This window comes from Algiphilus sp. (assembly GCF_965216485.1).
Taxonomy (GTDB): domain Bacteria; phylum Pseudomonadota; class Gammaproteobacteria; order Nevskiales; family Nevskiaceae; genus Algiphilus.
The window spans coordinates 2,860,063-2,877,132 of record NZ_OZ244162.1; the positions used below are offsets into that span (position 1 = coordinate 2,860,063).

At 66.3% G+C, this 17,070-nt stretch carries 20 protein-coding genes; 6 read left to right on the top strand and 14 right to left on the bottom strand.

Going from position 1 to position 17,070, the window contains the following annotated elements:
• The 14 genes from bamB to ACOOFO_RS13245 form a co-directional block, all read right to left on the bottom strand.
• On the bottom strand, positions 1-1,179 hold the full coding sequence (bamB, locus tag ACOOFO_RS13180) for an outer membrane protein assembly factor BamB (protein ID WP_420427211.1): 1,179 nt from the start codon (positions 1,177-1,179) through the stop codon (positions 1-3).
• A complete protein-coding gene (locus ACOOFO_RS13185; protein WP_420427212.1) occupies positions 1,176-1,811 on the bottom strand; it encodes a YfgM family protein in 636 nt (211 codons plus the stop codon). Before ACOOFO_RS13185 ends, bamB begins: the two co-directional genes overlap by 4 nt.
• A gap of 14 nt (positions 1,812-1,825) precedes the next feature.
• Positions 1,826-3,103, bottom strand: coding sequence for a histidine--tRNA ligase (gene hisS / locus ACOOFO_RS13190; protein ID WP_420427213.1), 1,278 nt, complete (start codon positions 3,101-3,103; stop codon positions 1,826-1,828).
• Positions 3,100-4,230: a flavodoxin-dependent (E)-4-hydroxy-3-methylbut-2-enyl-diphosphate synthase gene (gene ispG, locus ACOOFO_RS13195; protein ID WP_420427214.1), complete on the bottom strand. Its 1,131-nt coding sequence runs from the start codon at positions 4,228-4,230 to the stop codon at positions 3,100-3,102. The genes hisS and ispG overlap by 4 nt, the downstream gene beginning before the upstream one ends.
• A 70-nt stretch (positions 4,231-4,300) precedes the next feature.
• Positions 4,301-5,239, bottom strand: coding sequence for a helix-turn-helix domain-containing protein (locus ACOOFO_RS13200; RefSeq protein WP_420427215.1), 939 nt, complete (start codon positions 5,237-5,239; stop codon positions 4,301-4,303).
• On the bottom strand, positions 5,236-6,024 hold the full coding sequence (gene pilW, locus ACOOFO_RS13205; RefSeq protein ID WP_420427216.1) for a type IV pilus biogenesis/stability protein PilW: 789 nt from the start codon (positions 6,022-6,024) through the stop codon (positions 5,236-5,238). The genes ACOOFO_RS13200 and pilW overlap by 4 nt, the downstream gene beginning before the upstream one ends.
• Complete coding sequence (gene rlmN, locus ACOOFO_RS13210) at positions 6,021-7,151, bottom strand: 23S rRNA (adenine(2503)-C(2))-methyltransferase RlmN (protein WP_420427217.1); 1,131 nt, start codon at positions 7,149-7,151, stop codon at positions 6,021-6,023. The genes pilW and rlmN overlap by 4 nt, the downstream gene beginning before the upstream one ends.
• A 6-nt stretch (positions 7,152-7,157) precedes the next feature.
• On the bottom strand, positions 7,158-7,589 hold the full coding sequence (gene ndk, locus ACOOFO_RS13215) for a nucleoside-diphosphate kinase (RefSeq protein ID WP_420427218.1): 432 nt from the start codon (positions 7,587-7,589) through the stop codon (positions 7,158-7,160).
• 155 nt (positions 7,590-7,744) lie between these two features.
• On the bottom strand, positions 7,745-8,092 hold the full coding sequence (locus ACOOFO_RS13220) for a HesB/IscA family protein (protein WP_420427219.1): 348 nt from the start codon (positions 8,090-8,092) through the stop codon (positions 7,745-7,747).
• 12 nt (positions 8,093-8,104) lie between these two features.
• On the bottom strand, positions 8,105-8,488 hold the full coding sequence (locus ACOOFO_RS13225) for a hypothetical protein (RefSeq protein ID WP_420427220.1): 384 nt from the start codon (positions 8,486-8,488) through the stop codon (positions 8,105-8,107).
• Positions 8,485-9,627, bottom strand: coding sequence for a cysteine desulfurase family protein (locus ACOOFO_RS13230; RefSeq protein ID WP_420427221.1), 1,143 nt, complete (start codon positions 9,625-9,627; stop codon positions 8,485-8,487). The genes ACOOFO_RS13225 and ACOOFO_RS13230 overlap by 4 nt, the downstream gene beginning before the upstream one ends.
• A gap of 6 nt (positions 9,628-9,633) precedes the next feature.
• Complete coding sequence (locus ACOOFO_RS13235; RefSeq protein ID WP_420427222.1) at positions 9,634-10,776, bottom strand: cysteine desulfurase family protein; 1,143 nt, start codon at positions 10,774-10,776, stop codon at positions 9,634-9,636.
• 110 nt (positions 10,777-10,886) lie between these two features.
• Positions 10,887-11,705 carry a serine O-acetyltransferase gene (gene cysE / locus ACOOFO_RS13240; protein WP_420427223.1) on the bottom strand — a complete coding sequence of 273 codons (819 nt, stop codon included), beginning with the start codon at positions 11,703-11,705 and terminating at the stop codon, positions 10,887-10,889.
• Positions 11,706-11,782: 77 nt separating this feature from the next.
• Entirely contained in the window at positions 11,783-12,547 is a 765-nt protein-coding gene (locus ACOOFO_RS13245) for an RNA methyltransferase (protein WP_420427224.1), read from the bottom strand.
• Between the two features lie 11 nt (positions 12,548-12,558).
• On the opposite strand from ACOOFO_RS13245, the gene ACOOFO_RS13250 reads away from it, so the two are divergent.
• From ACOOFO_RS13250 to pqqE, 6 genes are all read left to right on the top strand, one after another.
• Entirely contained in the window at positions 12,559-13,377 is an 819-nt protein-coding gene (locus ACOOFO_RS13250; RefSeq protein WP_420427225.1) for an inositol monophosphatase family protein, read from the top strand.
• A gap of 225 nt (positions 13,378-13,602) precedes the next feature.
• The gene (pqqA, locus tag ACOOFO_RS13255) at positions 13,603-13,677 is read left to right on the top strand and encodes a pyrroloquinoline quinone precursor peptide PqqA (protein WP_223056551.1); all 75 of its coding nucleotides are present in this window, start codon (positions 13,603-13,605) and stop codon (positions 13,675-13,677) included.
• 46 nt (positions 13,678-13,723) lie between these two features.
• Entirely contained in the window at positions 13,724-14,638 is a 915-nt protein-coding gene (gene pqqB / locus ACOOFO_RS13260; protein WP_420427226.1) for a pyrroloquinoline quinone biosynthesis protein PqqB, read from the top strand.
• Positions 14,613-15,428: a pyrroloquinoline-quinone synthase PqqC gene (gene pqqC, locus ACOOFO_RS13265; RefSeq protein ID WP_420427227.1), complete on the top strand. Its 816-nt coding sequence runs from the start codon at positions 14,613-14,615 to the stop codon at positions 15,426-15,428. The genes pqqB and pqqC overlap by 26 nt, the downstream gene beginning before the upstream one ends.
• Positions 15,425-15,748, top strand: coding sequence for a pyrroloquinoline quinone biosynthesis peptide chaperone PqqD (pqqD, locus tag ACOOFO_RS13270; RefSeq protein ID WP_420427228.1), 324 nt, complete (start codon positions 15,425-15,427; stop codon positions 15,746-15,748). The genes pqqC and pqqD overlap by 4 nt, the downstream gene beginning before the upstream one ends.
• A complete protein-coding gene (pqqE, locus tag ACOOFO_RS13275) occupies positions 15,735-16,901 on the top strand; it encodes a pyrroloquinoline quinone biosynthesis protein PqqE (protein ID WP_420427229.1) in 1,167 nt (388 codons plus the stop codon). Before pqqD ends, pqqE begins: the two co-directional genes overlap by 14 nt.
• The last annotated feature ends 169 nt before the right edge of the window (positions 16,902-17,070 follow it).

A 17,070-nucleotide genomic window follows, 5' to 3' on the forward strand; every position in this document is an offset into this window, starting at 1 on the left:
CTACTCCGCCTTCGCGCGCAGCGCAACCACGCGTCCCTCGACATCGGCGAGGAACAAGTGGCTGTCTGCCACCAAGGGCAGTACGTCGACCCGGTCACCGAGCGGCCGCTCGCGGCCCACGATGCGGCCATTTTCTGGCGACAGGTAGTGCACATAGCCTTCGAAATCGGCGACTGCCACAAAGCCCTCATGCACCGCCGGTGCACTCAGACGACGCCAACTCAACGCCTCGGACTTCCAGGCGGCCGCACCATTGCTGGTCTGCAGCGCCCACACGGCGCCTTCCTCATCCGTGACATAGAGCCGTTCACCGTCGTCCGACACGGCGCCACCGCTGTAGGTCTTGATGGCACGACGCCAACGTACATCGCCGGAGTAGACATCCAGCGCAGCGACGTCACCACCGTAGGACATCGCATACAGCGTGCTGCCTTCCACCAGCAGCGGTGCGTCGATATCGGCGATGCGTTCGAGCTCGGAGCGCCCGCTCGGCACGGACACGGCCTGCGTCCATACCGGCTCGCCGTCTTCGAGCCGCTGCGCGACGAGGCGCCCGGTTTCCAGCCCACTGATGACCATGCGGCCTACGATGACGGGCGCTGACAAGCCGCGCAGCGTCAACGGCGGTACGGTGCGCTTGGTCGCCCAGAGTTGACTGCCGTCACTCGCCGACAGGGCCGCCACGCGGCCGTCCACTGTGCGCACGATGACAATCTCGCCATTGCTGGCAGGCGGTGCTACCACCTCGCTGCTGACAGCCACTCGCCACAGCTCACTGCCGTCGGCACGGGACAATGCCACCAGTTCGGCATCGCGACTGCCCACCAGCACCTGGTCGCCTTCCACCGTGGGACCACCCGACAGTGCCAAATCCGTATCCGTACGCCAGATGACATCGCCGTCTTCGCGGTTCAATGCGTAGACCCAGCCGTCTGCGTTGGCGGTGAACAACGCGTCCCGATGCAGTGCCGCGGTCAACCCGAGCTTGTAGCCGTTGGTCGCGGGTCCGCGGCCACTGCGCCAATCGCGTTCCACCGTGACTTCCGGGCGATCAATCGTCTCCAGGACCGCCGGTTGGCGCACCGACGTGCCGCCACAGGCGGTCAGCAGGAGCGCGGTCGTCACAGCCGCCAGAAAAAGGCTGCCACGCGCACGCGGTACCGAAAGGGCTGAGATCATGCGTCCTGGGCCTCGGCCACGTCGGCCAGATCGTCTAGTTTCTGCTGTAGCAACTCGCGGCCTTCGCGCGGTGCACTGGCCAGTGCCTCCTCGTAGGCGCTGCGCGCCTCGGCGCGCTTATCCTGCGCAACCAGGATATCTCCGCGCAATTCTGCAGCGGCGGCAACATAGGGTCCGAGTGGCTCGTCAAGCAAGGTGAGCGCCTCGTCGACCTTCTCCTGCGCCCACAGCACCCGTGCCAGACGCAACTGCGCGAGCTGGCGCATTGCCTCGTCGTCGGCGTGCTCCTTGCTCCAGCGCAGCAGCCCGGCGGCGGCTTCGAATTCGCCGCCGCTGGCGCGCGCGGCCGCCAAGCGCATGGACGCGGCCACCGCGTACGGCGATCCGCTGTGTGCGTCGACCAGGCTCTGCTGCAACTCGGTCGCCTTCTGCAGCTGCCCGGCATCCACGGCCGCGCTCATCTCCGTGAACACGACACTGGCGGCCTCCGCCTGCTGTTCCTGATGGGATTGCCAAGCGTTCCAACCGAAGATACCGCCGATACCAATGACCAGGCCGGCGGCAAGCGCCTTCCAGTTTTCCTGCCACCATTGCTGGAAGCGTTCTTGTTGTTCGTCTTCGTCGTAGGCCACGTGTGGCGCTCCATCTATTGCGACAAGCCGCCCGTTCCCAACTGCTGCATCAGGTGCTTGGGGGCTTCGTCGATGGGGAATGTCTGCTGCTGTACGTCGCGATCGCGCAGGGATTTTATCTGAACCCGCCCTGCGGCGAGTTCGTCCGGGCCGACAATAACAGCCCACTGCGCGCCGCTGCGATCCGCGCGCTTGAACTGCGCCTTGAAGCCGCCGTCCCCGGCATTGACCACGGTGCGGATGCCGCCGCTGCGCAGGGCGGCGCCGACGCGCTGCGCGGCTGTCATGCATTCGTTGCCAGTCCAGCACACGTAGACCTGTGGGCCGTGGTCGCCCACCTCCTGCGCGTCACCCAGCAGGAGCGCCAGGCGCTCGATGCCGAGCGCAAAGCCCACGGCAGGCACCTCCCCGCCGCCGAGCTGTGCAACCAGACCGTCGAAACGCCCGCCGGCGCAGACCGTGCCTTGGGCGCCCAACTGGTCCGTGGTCCACTCGAACACGGTGTGCGTGTAGTAATCGAGACCGCGCACGAGATTGGTGTTGTGTACCCAGCGGATGCCAAGTGCGTCCAAGCCCTCGCAGACGGCACCGAAATGCGCGCGAGAGGCATCGTCGAGCGCGGCATTCATGGAGGGCGCGTCGGCCACCACGGCACGGGTCTCGGGGTGTTTGCTGTCCAGCACGCGCATGGGGTTGCTTTCCACGCGCGCCTGCGCGTCCGGATCCAGCGCATCGAAATGCTTGCGCAGATAGGCCTGCAGTTCGGTGCGGTATCCGGCCCGGCATTCCGGGCTGCCTAGCGAATTCAGTTCCAGCGTCAGCCCCTCGAGCCCGAGCGCCGACCACAGCGCGGCCGACAACGCAATGACTTCGATATCACAGGCCGGACCGGCCATACCGAAGGCTTCCACACCAATCTGATGAAACTGACGATAGCGTCCGGCCTGCGGTCGCTCGTGACGAAACATTGGCCCGGCATACCAGAAACGCTGCTGCTGGTTGTGCAGCAGGCCATTTTCGATGCCCGCTCGCACGCAGCTGGCGGTGCCCTCGGGGCGCAGGCTCATTGCGGTCTTGTCGCGATCGATAAAGGAGAACATCTCCTTCTCGACGATATCGGTGGCCTCGCCCACCGAACGCTTGAACAGCTCGGTGGCTTCCAGAATCGGTAGATGAATCTCGGCATAGCCGAAGGCATCCGTCACTGCCCGGGCCGCCTCCTCGATACGGCGCCAACGCGCCGCCTCAGCAGGGAGGATGTCGCGGAAACCGCGCAGCGATTGCAGCTTCATGCACCCTGCCCATCGGCGTCTTCGCCGTCCTGCACACCCGCGTCGGGTGCCTTGTTCTTCAGGCGCGCCCGCACCAGCCCTTCCAGCGTGTCGACCAGATCGGCGTTGTGCGACTTGTGCTTGATCTCACCGTCCACGTAGACCGAGTTGGGATAGCCACCCGCCACCCCCAGCGTCGCTTCGCGCGCCTCGCCGGGGCCGTTGACCACGCAGCCGATGACGGCAACATCCATGGCCTCGTCGATGTCCTCGAAGCGCTTCTCCAGTTCCGCCACCGTCTTGATGACATCGAAGTTCTGGCGCGAGCAGCTGGGACAGGCAATGAGATTGATACCGCGCGAGCGCAGATGCAGCGCCTTGAGAATATCCCAGCCGACCTTGACCTCTTCCACCGGATCCGCGGCCAGCGATACGCGCAGCGTGTCGCCAATACCTTCGGCCAGCAACATGCCGAGGCCGATGGCCGATTTCACGCTGCCGGCGCGCAGGCCACCTGCCTCGGTGATGCCGAGATGCAGCGGCTGCTCGATGCGTGCGGCCAGCTTGCGATAGGCCTCCACCGTCATGAAGACATCGGAGGCCTTCAGGCTGATCTTGAAGTCCGGAAAGTCGAAGCGATCCAGAATGTCGATATGGCGCATGGCGGATTCCACCAGGGCATCCGAATTGGGCTCGCCATACTTCTCCTGCAGGTCGCGCTCCAGGGAGCCGGCGTTGACGCCCACCCGAATCGGGATGCGGTGGGCGCGCGCGCAGCTGACCACTTCGGCGATCTTCTTTTCGCCGCCGATATTGCCGGGGTTGATGCGCAGACAGTCTGCGCCGGCTTCCGCGGCTGCAATGCCGCACTTGTAGTTGAAATGGATGTCCGCGACCAGCGGGGTGTAGCCGACCTGCTTCTTGATCTCGCGGAAGGCCTTGGCGGCCGCCAAGGTCGGGACCGAGACGCGGACGATATCTGCCCCGGCCTTCATGCAGTCGCGGATCTGCGCCACGGTGGCATCGACATCCTCGGTGTCGGTGCTGGTCATGGTCTGCACCGAAATCGGGGCGTCGCCGCCCACGCTGACGCGTCCGACGCGAATCTTTCGGCTCTTGCGTCGTTGGATCTGGTGGAGGGAACGCATGCAAAACCTCGCAGCGATGACTCTGCCGACGGCCGCGCCAGGCGGCTGCCCAGGGTCGATCGCGATTGGGCTACTCGAGTGTCACGAGGGCTGTGTTATTGGATCGTGTCGCGCTGGCAAAATTCACTGGCTCTCCGCGCCAACGCGCCTCGGTTCCGGGCGCATAACCAACGAAAAGTTCCAGCGGCGGCGGCTCATCGGCAATGCGCGCACGCTCACCCGCCTCGGCTAGGCGGTTGGTGACTGTACGGCCCTCGCCGTTGCGGACCCGCAGCCACGAATCCTCTTCGAACCGCAGGGTCAGCACCGCCGGCTGTGCGCCCTCAGTGGCAGCGGCGGTAGGGGCGCCATCTGCTACCGCTTCCGCCTGCGCGTCTCCGGCAGATGCCGACTCGGAGGTCGCTGCTTCATTCCGATCAACGGAATCCGGAGGCGACGCCTCCGATGCAGGTGCGGCGGCAGTGGCGGCAGCGGGCGCTTCCGCGCTCGCATCGGCCTCGCTACCCGGACTGAACAGCTCGCTGGTGCTGGGCTGCGTCAGCGGCTCGTCCAAGGGTGTCTGCAGCAGCCACATGGCGATTGCGCCGAGCCCAGCGAGCAGCAACAGGATCAACAGCAGTCGCAGCAGCTTGCGACCGAGCGGTGCGCCGCCGCCAGCGACCACGGGGATCTTGTCCGGCAGCGCGGGTGCCTCGGGGCGCGCCTTGCGCTCATAGGCAGCGACAATGGCATCGACATCCGCCTCGAGCATGAGCGCGCATTTGCGGTAGTAGCCGCGCACGTACACCGGTTCCTTGAGCAGCTCGAAGTCGTCAGCCTCGAGCGCGACGATGGTGGCCTGCGGCAGCTTGGCGGCCTCGGCCAGCTCCTGCGTCGAACGCCCCTGCGCCTCACGCGCCTCGCGCAGCATCTCGCCGGGGGACGCCACCGGCCCGGTCTGGGGCGGCGCGGCGTCAGTGCCGGCATCCATCGCATTCGGTCGAGGCGTGTCGCGGTCGGTATCGTTCATGGCCTGCTGTCGTTTGGCTGCGCCCGCGTGGCTTCAAGGCGACGCGGTTCGAAGTCCGGATATTGTGCCGCAAGCTGCTCGCGGTACTGCGCAGCGGCATCGCTTGCCCCCAGGGCTTCCTCCACCTGCGCGGCAAGCCAGAGCGCTTCTGCCGAGGCCTCGGTCACCCGTTGGTAGCGCTCCAGAAAGGCGCGCGCGCTGAGATATTCCCCTTGCCGGTAGCGCACCCACGCCAGTTGCTCAAGCGTGGTGGGGTTCTGCGCGTTGAGCGACAAGGCCCGACGCAGGAAGGTTTCCGCCCGCTTGGGGTTGCGCTCGCGCAGGCACAGGCCGGCGTTGTTGAGGGCCGTGACGCGCCCTACATAGCCCGGCACCTCTGCGGCGCGCTCGAACTGCTCGACCGCGGCTTCCACTCGGCCTCGAGCGCACAGGAAGGCGCCGTAGTTGTTGCGGATATCCGGATCTTCCGGCGCCAGCTTCAAGGCGCGGCGGAAATGCGAGTCGGCCAGGCCGTCCTCGCCCATCCGTGCCATCAGCAGCGCGTAAGTGGCGTGGCCCGGGGCGTAACGCGGGTCCTGCTCGAGGGCGCGTTCGAGTTTGTCGCGCGCGGCGTCATCAAGACCCCGTCGGATATACCCGGCACCGAGCTCAGTATTGGCGCGGGCAGCTTCGCGATGGTCCAGCGCCTGTTGCCCGCCCGTACTCACGCAGGCGGAAAGCATGACGGCCGCCCACAGGACAGCACTACGCACGGTGAGGAGCGCGACGGCGGATGCCTTCCTCATGCGCTCACGACAGGCACGCCGCCGAGGCGGTTGCGCTGTCGGCTGTTGACCCGTCCTACCAGCTGGCCGCAGGCGGCATCGATATCGTCACCGCGCGTGCGCCGAACCGTCGTGATCAGGCCACGGCGGCGCAGCAGATTGGCGAAGTGATCGACCCGTGCATCAGGTGAGCGCGTGTAGCTCGTGCCCGGGAAGGGATTAAAGGGGATCAGGTTGACCTTGGCCGGCATGTCGCCGAGCAGACGAATGAGATCGCGCGCATTGGCGTCGGAGTCGTTGACGCCGTCAAGCATCACGTACTCGTAAACGATGTGCATCTTGTGGCCGCGGTCACGGGTGTAGCGCCGGCAGGCTTCCATCAATTCCTTGAGTGGATACTTGCGGTTGATCGGCACCAGCTCGTTGCGCAGTGTGTCGTCGGCAGCATGCAGGCTCACGGCCAGCGCGGTGTCGCAATCATTGCGCAGGCGGTCCATGAATGGCACAAGCCCAGAGGTGGACACGGTGACGCGGCGCTTCGACAGGCCAAAACCGAAGTCGTCGAGGAAGACGCGGATCGCAGTCAGCACGGCGCTGTAGTTGGCCAGCGGCTCGCCCATACCCATGAACACGACATTGGTAATGGCGCGCTGGCTGTGCAGATCGCCATTGCCGCCGAGCGCATGGGCGGCAAACCACAACTGGGCCACGATTTCGGCAGCGGTCAGATTACGTGACAGACCCTGCTTGCCGGTGGAACAAAAGCTGCAGTCCATGGCGCAACCGACTTGGCTGCTGATGCACAGCGTGCCGCGGTAGCGCGCTTCGCCGCGCTGTCCTTCCGGGATGAAGACGGTTTCCACGGCCTGCCCCAGCGCATCATCGCCGACGCGCAGCACCCATTTGCGGGTGCCATCACGAGACTCCTGCTGCTCCAGCACTTCCGGCGCCGACACCGTACAGGTTTCGGCCAGCTTCTCGCGAAAGGGCCGCGCGATATTCGTCATGGCGCCGAAGTCACTGACGCCATGACGATAGATCCACTGCATGATCTGATCCGCGCGGAAGGGCTTCTCGCCCATCTCGCGCATCACGTCGCGCAAGCCTTCGCGATCGTGCCCGAACAGATTGCGTGGTACCGAGGTCACGACGGCCTAGCGGGTGCGCGGCGCGATTTCAGTGGCGCGGAAGAAGTAGGCGATTTCGCGCGCTGCGTTGTCTGCGCTGTCCGAGCCGTGCACGGCATTCTCGTCGATGGAGCTGGCGAAATCGGCGCGGATGGTGCCGGCCTCGGCTTCCTTGGGGTTGGTGGCACCCATGATGTCGCGATTGCGCTTGACGGCGTCATCGCCTTCCAGCACCTGCACCATCACCGGGCCGCTGACCATGAAGTTGACCAGATCATTGAAGAAGGGCCGTTCGCGGTGTACTTCATAAAAGCCTTCCGCCTCGGCACGCGTCAGGTGCAGCATGCGCGCGGCGACGATCTTCAGCCCGGCATTCTCGAAACGGCTGTAGATGGCGCCGATGACGTTGCTGGATACCGCGTCGGGCTTGATGATGGAAAGCGTGCGTTCGACCGCCATGCAATGAACTCCTGGGATAGATGAGGGACAGGGCGCGTGTCGGAAAGCGCGCGACCAAGCCCGCCATTTTAACCGTGCGGCGCGATCTCCACCAGCGCACGGGCGCCGATTCGCCCGCAGCCTACGTCAGCCCGGTGACGCCACCATGACGCAGCTTAGGATTCCGCCTCTGCCTCGCCTTCGTAGTGAAAGCTCTCGCCACAGCCGCAGAGCGCCGTGGCGTTGGGGTTGTCAAAGCGGAAGACCTCATTCAGTCCTTCGCGACGGAAGTCCACGCGCAGGCCGTCAAGCAAGGGAAGATCGCGCTTGCTCACCACGACCTTGGCGCCATGCGCTTCGAAGGTCACGTCGCCGTCTTCCACCGTATCGGCGTAGTCCAGCTTGTAGGCGTGACCCGAGCAGCCGGTGGTCGTCACGCCGAGGCGCAGACCCAGTCCGCTGCCCCGTTCAATCAACTGACGTTGGATGCGCTGTGCCGCGGCTTCGGTGAGAGAAATGCTCATGGTCGGATCAATCTAGGGCGTGGAACGAATGGAAACAGCGGACTGGCCCGCCAGGTCCAGGACCGCTTTGATGGCGTCTTCGCACAACAGCACACAATGGCGGTGCGATGTCTCGATTTCAAGCGCGTTCATCATTGCCCGCCCTTCTGGGACCACACCCTCGGACAAGCGTTCTGCGCAGAAGTCGGCGAGCGCGATGGTGGTCGGGCAGCCGATGGCGGTGAAGCGCACAGCGCCAGGCACGTAGTGCAGACACAGCCGCAAATGATGCGCGGCGTCTTCGACACAGGCGGTGATGGCCGCCGTATCCGGTGCCCCGGCGTAGGCGGGATGGCAGAAGCGCCGCCAGACCGGCGCCGGATAGCGCGCCGCCGAAATGGGGGGCGCCGTACTCATGCCGCGATCGCCCGCAAGCGCATCACGGCAGTACGGATCACCTCCAGCGCGCGATCAATGTCCTCGATCCGCGTGCCACGCCCCGTGCTGATGCGCAGTGCCGCAGCGGCCTGGCGGTCGCTGCGCCCAAGGGCACGCAAGACATAGCTAGATTCGGCATGCGCGGCCGAACAGGCCGAACCGGAGGCCACCGCCAGTTCCGCGGTGGCGGCGCGCAGCGCCTCGCCATGCAGGCCGTCGAAGGCCACATTCACGATATGCGGTACGCAGCGCGCCGGATCGCCATTGACCAGCAGCCCGGGCAGATCCGCGAGGCCGGTGCGCAGTCGCGCGGCCAGCGACCGTGCATGCGTCTCGTCCGCGGCCTGCTGCGCCGCGGCCAGCTCGGCGGCCACGCCGAAGCCCACGATCTGATGTGTCGGCAGCGTACCGGAGCGCATACCCTGCTCGTGGCCCCCACCCTGCAACTGCGCGGCAACCCGCGCGCGCGGGCGACGACGCACGAACAGTGCGCCGACCCCCTTGGGCCCATAGCACTTGTGTGCCGACAGGCTGAGCAGCGCGCAGGGCACCTGGCGCACATCAATAGCGACGCGGCCCAGCGCCTGTGCCGCGTCACAGTGGAAGCGGATGCCGCGCTCCGCGCAGGCCTCGGCAATGGCCGCCACCGGATTGATAGCCCCCGTCTCGTTGTTGACCCACATGACCGACACTAGCGCGGTATCGGGCCGGATCGCGGCAATGACCGCTTCCGCTGAAATGGTTCCGTCCGGTTCGGGGTCGACAAAGCTGACCGGGCTGCCCTGCGCCGCGATCTGCTGCGCCACATCGAGCACCGCGCGGTGCTCGGTGCGCGTGGTCACCAGGTGTCCGCCCCCGAGAAAGTCCATCGACCCCTTGAGCGCGAGGTTATTCGCCTCGGTCGCACCCGAGGTGAAGACGACCTCTTCTGGCTGCGCACCGATGGCAGCCGCCAACTGCGCGCGGGCGCCCTCGACGGCGCGAGCGGCTTCGGCACCGGCTTCGTGGTCCGAGGCCGGATTGGCGTGCACCCCACCCGGTTCGAGATAGCGGCGCATGGCCTCCCACACGGGCTCCGCCAGGGGCGTGGTCGCGGCGTGATCCAGATACAGGGTCACGACCGCCTAGACCGCCATCGCCGCCATCGGGGTGCTGGCCACGCGGCCAATGGCCGCGAGCAGCTGGTCCACCTCGGCCTCGCTGTTGTCCGGACCAAAGCTGACCCGTACCGCGGCCTTGGCGAGATCGCGCGGCAAACCCATGCCCATCAGTACGTGGCTCGGCTCACCGTGCTCGCTGTGGCAGGCCGAGCCGGACGACACGGCGAAGCCCTCGCGGTCAAGCGCCATCACCATGGCCTCTCCATCAAAGCCGTGCAGCGCGAACTGGCAGGTATTCGCCAGCCGCGCCTGCTCCTGGGCAAAGACCGTGACCTTGGGCAGCTGTGCCAGGCCAGCCTCGAAGCGGTCACGCAACTGCTGGCAGTGGGCGTTGCGCGCTGTCATCTGCTCCGCCGCCAGCCGACAGGCCGCGCCCATGCCGACGATGCCCGGTGCGTTGAGCGTGCCGCTGCGCAGGTTGTCTTCGTGCCCGCCGCCGTGCTGCTGCGGATAGACGGTCACGCCGGCGCGAATGGCCAGCGCGCCGACGCCGCGCGGCCCGAACAGCTTGTGCGCCGAGAGCGCCATGAGATCAACGCCGTTGCCGGCAAAGTCCAGCGGCAGCTTGCCTGCCGCCTGTACCGCGTCAACATGCAGCAGTGCGCCATGGGCATGGACCAGCGTGGCGGCACGAGCAATGTCCTGGATCACGCCGGTTTCGTTGTTGGCCGCCATCATGCAGACAAGCCCCACGTCATTCTGCGCAAGGCGTTGCTCCAGCCAATCCCAGTCTGGATGGCCGTCGTCGCGATAGGGGATTACTTCCACCGGCGTGCCTGTGCTGCGCAGCGCCTCGGCCGCTTCCAGCACGGCCGGGTGCTCGGTGGCGCCGTACAGCACGGTGCGCCCCGGCAGCGCGGCGGCTACGCCCTTGACGGCCAGGTTGTCCGACTCGGTACCACCGCTGGTGAAGACCACCTCGCTGCCGCGACAACCGATCAACTGCGCGACTTCGTCGCGCGCGCGTTGCACCGCCGCGTGCGCCGCGCGCCCAAAGCGATGCACGCTGGCCGGATTGCCGAAGGGCTTGGTCAGATGCGGCTGCATCGCGGCCAGCACGTCCGGGTGCAGAGGGGTGGTGGCGTTATGGTCGAGATAGATCGGCATGGTATGACTCCTGACGGTGCTCGCCCGTTGCTGCGACGGCCGAGCCGCGCAGCGCTGCTGATGCACAGACCGCGCCGCCCGACGTGGGTTCGGACGCGGCAGGTACAGGTTCAGCCGCCGCCGCGCGAAGCGTCCGGACTATCGTCCTGCGCCGGGGCGCTGGAGGCCGCCTGCTCCTCTTCGTGCTCGCGGCAGAATTCGGGTTTCTCGATGGGCGACAGCTCCCCTGAAGGCAGATCCTCGCCATGTGCGCGCAGACGCTCGCAGAGGGCAATGACCCGGTCATCCAAGGTCTGCATGTGATCCAGCATGACATTGAGCGCATCGGCGACCGGATCGGGCATGTCGTGCGAGAGTCCGTAGGCATCGAAGCCGATGCGCGCGGCCAGCGCCGCCACGCGATCGCTGGGCTCGCGCACCTTGGCCACCACCCGTGCGGGAATGCCGACCACGGTCGACCCTGGCTCGACATCGCGCACCACCACCGAATTCGAACCGATGCGGGCGCCGGTTCCAATGGTGATGGGGCCCAGCACCTTGGCGCCGGCGCCGACGACCACGTTGTCCTCAAGCGTGGGGTGGCGCTTGCCGGCATCCCAACTGGTTCCGCCCAGCGTGACCTGGTGGTAGAGCGTGACGTTCTCGCCAATCTCGGCCGTCTCGCCGATCACCACGCCCATGCCGTGGTCGATGAAGAAGCGACGGCCGATGCGGGCGCCGGGGTGGATCTCGATACCGGTCAGGAAGCGCGCGAGCTGGGAATTCATCCGAGCCAGCCAGGGCAGCCGATGATTCCAGAGCCAGTGACTGACGCGATGCGCCCACAGGGCCTTCAGTCCGGGATAACATGTCAGCACTTCCCAAACGTTGCGTGCCGCGGGATCGCGGTCGAAGACGCACCGAATGTCATCGCGTAGCGTGCTGAACATGGACGGGCCTGAAGAGGACGAGTAGGCGTGCATTGTAGATGTCCGCTCCGAGGGCGTCAGAGGCAGCTGCGTCCTGACTAGGGTCGACGGGCTTTCTGCACCGCGCTGAACATGCCACGCAGGATATTTGCCTCGACCTTGTCGGGCTCTGCGCGGGCGAAGAGCCGGCGCAGGCGCCGCATGAGGTGGCGCGGGTAATTCGGGTCCAGAAAGCCGACATCCACCAGCATTGCCTCCAGGTGCTGATAGACCCCCTCCATCGTGGCGTGATCCGCCGGTCGGGGACGGTGACTGCCTGCGACGCCACCGAGGGCGGCCATGCGGCTTTCGTAGCCGAGAATCTGCACCGCCTGCGACAGATTCAGCGAGCTGTATTCCGGATTGGCTGCGATCTGTACCGCAGACTGGCAGAGGGCGAGCTCCTCGTTGGTCAGCCCGGTGCGCTCTGCACCAAAGACCAGGGCCGTGCGCCCGGCGTCGGGCGCGTCGCTGCTCCACTGCTGCGCCCAGACACGGGCGTCGTGGACATCCAGCGAAATGCCGCGTTGACGGGCGCTGACGCCGACCACGCGATGACAGTCCGCCACCGCTTCCGCCAGCGAGTCGAACTGGCGCAGCCCCTCGAGTACGTCGGTGGCCCCGCTCGCCATCGCCACGCTGCGTTCATCCGGCGGACGCTGCGGCGCCGCCAGCACCAGATCCGACAAACCCATCGTCTTCATGGCGCGCGCCGTGGCGCCGATATTGCCGGGATGCTGGGTACGCACCAGTACGATGCGCAACTGATCGAGGACATCGGCCGCGGTTTTGCTATTCTCTGCGCCCTTCTGCGGCTCTTTCATTCGGTCACTCCGTGCATCCATTGGTCAATGTGGCCGTGCAAGCAGCACGCGCCGCCGGTCAAATCATTCTCCGTCATGCGCATCAGACGGACCGCCTCACCGTCACCTCCAAGGGCAAGAGCGATTTTGTCTCCGAGGTCGATCGCGCAGCCGAGGCCGAAATCGTGCGCACGATCCGGCGCTTCTATCCTGACCACGCCATTCTCGGCGAAGAAGGTGGCGCCATGGGCGAGGCCGAAACCGTCTGGATCGTCGACCCGCTCGACGGCACGACCAACTTCCTGCACGGCATTCCGCACTACGCGGTCTCCATCGGCATCACCCACCGCGGCAAGCTCGCGCACGGCGTGATCTACGACCCGAACAGCAACGACCTCTACACCGCCAGCGCCGGCGGCGGCGCACAGTGCAATGCGCGCCGTATCCGCGTGTCGCGTACTGAATCGCTGGAACGCAGCCTGATCGGCACGGGCGCACCTTTCCGCGACGAGGAGCGGGTGCGTCGGTATCTGCCGCAACTTGGGGCCGTACTCGAGGAGACAGCCGGCATCCGGCGCGCCGGTGCCGCAGCCCTCGATCTTGCCTGGGTCGCGCGCGGCCGTCTGGATGGATTCTGGGAAATGGACCTCAAGCCCTGGGATATCGCCGCGGGCGTCCTGCTCGTGCGCGAAGCCGGCGGCACCGTGACCGAGCTGTTTGGCCGCTCGGAAGTCATGGACACCGGCAACGTGCTGGCAGGCAATCTGCGCATCCACGCCGCCATTGCCCGCTGCTTCGAGTCGCTGCGCAACACCCCTGCAGCGCTTCCCTCCGACAACGACCAGGGCTGAGGCGAGCCGCGTCCATGTCGGGCACCTGACACAGGTTGTAACACACACGCGACGCTATGACGTTGCGGGCAGCTTCCGCTAGGCGCCAACACATCAACAAAGACGGTAGCCGTGGGCTTTTGCCCGCTGGCACATTGCTTGCTGCGTTTCGCGGGAGTGACTCGAATCACCTTGTGTCACTGCGCCCGCCAGGGCGTCCCTTACTACGATACGGAGGAAAGACCAATGGCCTGGACCAAGCCCAGCTTTACCGAACTGCGACTCGGCTTCGAAATCAATCTGTACGTTTCGGCGCGCTGAGCGTTGCTGACGGGGCGGGCCGCGAGCCCGCCCTGTTCATCGCCCCATGCAGTTACGTGTTCTCGGCTCTGCGGCCGGCGGCGGCTACCCCCAATGGAATTGCAACTGCCCTCGATGCCAACAGGCACGCGGCGGTCGCCTGTCGGATCAATGCCGCACCCAATCGTCGATCGCGGTCAGCGCGGACGGGCAGCATTGGCTGCTGGTCAACGCCTCGCCCGATATCCGGCAGCAGATTCTCGATACCCCGGCACTTCACCCCAGCACCGGCCTGCGCGGGAGTGGGGTCGCGGCGGTTCTGCTTGCCGATAGCCAACTCGATCACGTCACCGGACTGTTGATGCTGCGCGAGTCGCACCACCCGCTCTCGATCTACTGCACACCGCGCACCGAGGAAGACCTGCGCACTGGGTTCCCGGTGCTCAACATCCTCAGTCACTACTGCGGCACCCAGGTGCACCCGCTCCCCCTCGACGGTACACCGGTCGAGCCGGCGGAAACACCGGGGGTACGGGTCACCGCGATCCCGCTGAAGAGCAAGGCACCGCCCTACTCGTCCCACCGGGCCGCCCCCGAGCCGGGCGACAATCTCGGCTTCTTCTTCCATAGCGCGGAGGGTGACGGCGGCGTCTTCTACGCCCCCGGCCTCGGCGACATGGACGACAGCCTGCTGCCGTGGATGGCCCGAGCGAACGTGCTGCTGGTCGATGGCACCACCTGGACCGATGACGAGATGCAGCGCGTGGTGGGCGGCCGCAAGACCGCCCGCGAGATGGGGCATCTGCCACAAAGCGGCGCACACGGAACCATGGCGCTGCTCGCGCAGTACCCGAAGGCACGCCGGATTCTCATCCATATCAACAATACCAACCCGATCCTCGACCCGGCCTCGGAAGAACGCGCGGCCCTGGAACAGGCGGGCATAGAGACCGCTCATGACGGCATGCACATCCAGTTCTGAGGCACGCAGCCACGCTGACCAGACGCCCTGGTCGCGCGAGGAATTCGAGCGCCAGCTACGCGCCCTGGGGCGCTACTACCACTTTCACCACCCCTACCAGCGCATGATGGCCGACGGCCAGCTCAACCGGGAGCAGATGCAGGGCTGGGTGATCAATCGCTACTACTACCAGATCCACATCCCACTGAAGGATGCAGCCATCCTTTCGAACTGCCCCCATCGCGACCTGCGCCGTCGCTGGATCCAGCGCATCATCGATCACGACGGTCGCGGCGACAACGCTGGCGGCATCGAGGCCTGGCTCCGCCTGGGCGAGGCGGTAGGGGTGTCGCGTGCGCGCATGGAAAGCCTGGATGAGGTACTGCCCGGCGTGCGCTTCGCGGTTGAGGCCTACCTGCGCTTCGCCCAGCAGCACAGCTGGCAGGAGGCGGTCTGTTCCTCGCTCACCGAGCTCTTCGCGCCGCGCGCCCACCGCTCGCGGCTCGACACCTGGCCCAAGTACTACCCTTGGGTCGACCCGGCCGGGCTGGCCTACTTCGAGACCCGCATCGGTCAGGCACGCGAGGATGTCCGGCACGGTCTGGAAGTCACGCTCAGCGAGTTCCGCACCCGCCCCGAGCAGGAACGCGCCCTGGCGACACTGCGCTTCAAGCTCGACGTGCTGTGGACCATGCTCGATGCCATGTACCTGGCCTATGTCATCGATATGCCGCCCTATCAGGCCATCCCCACCACGGAAGGCGTCTCCGAAGCCGTCGACAGCCGTGCGGAAGCCGGAGCCTCCGCATGAGCGCAGCCGACCACGGCCAGGCGCCGGTCACCCTGGCGCGCGGTGTACGACTGCAGTGGGAACCCGCGCAGAACGCGCAGGTCCTGCTCTTCCCGGAGGGCATGGTGCAGCTCAATGGCCCGGCCGGAGAAATCCTTGCGCTCTGCGATGGGCGCAGTGTCGATGCCATTGTGGAAGCACTGGAGGCCCGCTTTGCCGGCAGCGATCTGCGCGACGATGTTCTCGGCTTTCTCGATGAAGCGCGGCGACGGGGCTGGATCAATCTCCCCACGACCTCCGATACCGCGCAGGAGGGCGCGCCCCGCCATGGCACCGCCTGACGGAGAGCACGCCACCGCAAGTGCTGCGGCAAGCGCCCCCGGCAACAGCGCACCCTTGCCGATGTGGCTGCTGGCGGAGCTGACCTACCGCTGCCCGCTGCAATGCGCCTATTGCTCGAATCCGCTCGACTTCGCGCGCTACCGCGATGAACTGGATACGGAGGGTTGGCGTTCGGTGCTGCGGCAGGCGCGCGCTCTGGGCGCCGTGCAACTCGGTTTCTCCGGCGGAGAGCCTTTGCTGCGCCGGGATCTGGAAACCCTTGTCGCCGAGGCGCGCGACCTTGGCTTCTATACCAATCTGATCACCTCCGGCATCGGCCTGGACCACGAACGCCTGGGCGCATTGCGCGCCGCAGGCCTCGATCATGTCCAGATCAGCTTTCAGGCCGACGACAGCATCGCCTCCGACGCGATAGCAGGCAGCGCCCGATTCGCGCACAAGCGCGCCATGGCAGAAGCCATCCGCGCACACGGATATCCGATGGTGTTCAACGTGGTGCTGCACCGCCATAACCTCGACCGTATCGACGCCATCCTGCAGCTGGCCTGGGATCTGGGCGCGGATCACGTCGAGCTCGCCAATACGCAGTACCACGGCTGGGCCTTGCGCAACCGCGCCGCCCTGATGCCCACGCGCGACCAGATGGCGCACGCGGAAGCCGTCGCCAACCGCTGGCGGGAGCGCGCCGAAGGCCGCATGCGCATCTATTTCGTGGGTTCGGATTACTTCGACGCCAAGGCCAAGCCCTGCATGAATGGCTGGGGCTCGACCTTTCTCGGTGTCGCACCCGACGGCCGTGCCCTGCCCTGCCATGGCGCCGCGGCCATTCCCGGTCTCGCCCTGCCTTCGGTGCGCGAACACAGCCTGGAACATATCTGGCGCGACTCGGCGGCCTTCAATCGCTTTCGAGGCCACGATTGGCAGCCCGAACCCTGCGCGAGCTGCGAATTGCTCACCGCGTGCCACGGCGGCTGCCGCTGTCAGGCACTGGCGCTCACAGGCGATGCCTCCGTGACCGACCCGGCCTGCAGCAAGTCGCCCCAGCACGCGCTCGTTCGCGACGCGGTCGAAGCCGCCGATGTCCGACAGACCGAGCATCCGCTGGTCTTCCGCACCGTGGCGGAAAGCCGCAAGGCCACCGAATCGGGCTAGGGCCTGTTAACACGCAGTCGGTCGTGGCGAATCCGAAGGACGCGACCCGGATGCGCGCACCGCCGCGTCCTTTGTCGCTCATGTACGTCAAGTCCATCGCGCTCCTTGCTCCTTGCGCTGCACGCATACGGACTCGCGCGCTGCGATCGGCTGAGTGTTAACAGCCTCT

What these genes read in the sequence shown, in the direction of transcription:
- pqqB (WP_420427226.1), top strand. Translation starts at nt 13,724, where the DNA reads ATGCAGTTACGTGTTCTCGGCTCTGCGGCCGGCGGCGGCTACCCCCAA.
- ndk (WP_420427218.1), bottom strand. Translation starts at nt 7,589, where the DNA reads ATGGCGGTCGAACGCACGCTTTCCATCATCAAGCCCGACGCGGTATCC.
- ACOOFO_RS13225 (WP_420427220.1), bottom strand. Translation starts at nt 8,488, where the DNA reads ATGAGTACGGCGCCCCCCATTTCGGCGGCGCGCTATCCGGCGCCGGTC.
- cysE (WP_420427223.1), bottom strand. Translation starts at nt 11,705, where the DNA reads ATGTTCAGCACGCTACGCGATGACATTCGGTGCGTCTTCGACCGCGAT.
- ACOOFO_RS13245 (WP_420427224.1), bottom strand. Translation starts at nt 12,547, where the DNA reads ATGAAAGAGCCGCAGAAGGGCGCAGAGAATAGCAAAACCGCGGCCGAT.
- ACOOFO_RS13220 (WP_420427219.1), bottom strand. Translation starts at nt 8,092, where the DNA reads ATGAGCATTTCTCTCACCGAAGCCGCGGCACAGCGCATCCAACGTCAG.
- ACOOFO_RS13235 (WP_420427222.1), bottom strand. Translation starts at nt 10,776, where the DNA reads ATGCCGATCTATCTCGACCATAACGCCACCACCCCTCTGCACCCGGAC.
- hisS (WP_420427213.1), bottom strand. Translation starts at nt 3,103, where the DNA reads ATGAAGCTGCAATCGCTGCGCGGTTTCCGCGACATCCTCCCTGCTGAG.
- ACOOFO_RS13200 (WP_420427215.1), bottom strand. Translation starts at nt 5,239, where the DNA reads ATGAACGATACCGACCGCGACACGCCTCGACCGAATGCGATGGATGCC.
- pilW (WP_420427216.1), bottom strand. Translation starts at nt 6,024, where the DNA reads ATGAGGAAGGCATCCGCCGTCGCGCTCCTCACCGTGCGTAGTGCTGTC.
- bamB (WP_420427211.1), bottom strand. Translation starts at nt 1,179, where the DNA reads ATGATCTCAGCCCTTTCGGTACCGCGTGCGCGTGGCAGCCTTTTTCTG.
- pqqD (WP_420427228.1), top strand. Translation starts at nt 15,425, where the DNA reads ATGAGCGCAGCCGACCACGGCCAGGCGCCGGTCACCCTGGCGCGCGGT.
- ispG (WP_420427214.1), bottom strand. Translation starts at nt 4,230, where the DNA reads ATGCGTTCCCTCCACCAGATCCAACGACGCAAGAGCCGAAAGATTCGC.
- pqqE (WP_420427229.1), top strand. Translation starts at nt 15,735, where the DNA reads ATGGCACCGCCTGACGGAGAGCACGCCACCGCAAGTGCTGCGGCAAGC.
- pqqC (WP_420427227.1), top strand. Translation starts at nt 14,613, where the DNA reads ATGACGGCATGCACATCCAGTTCTGAGGCACGCAGCCACGCTGACCAG.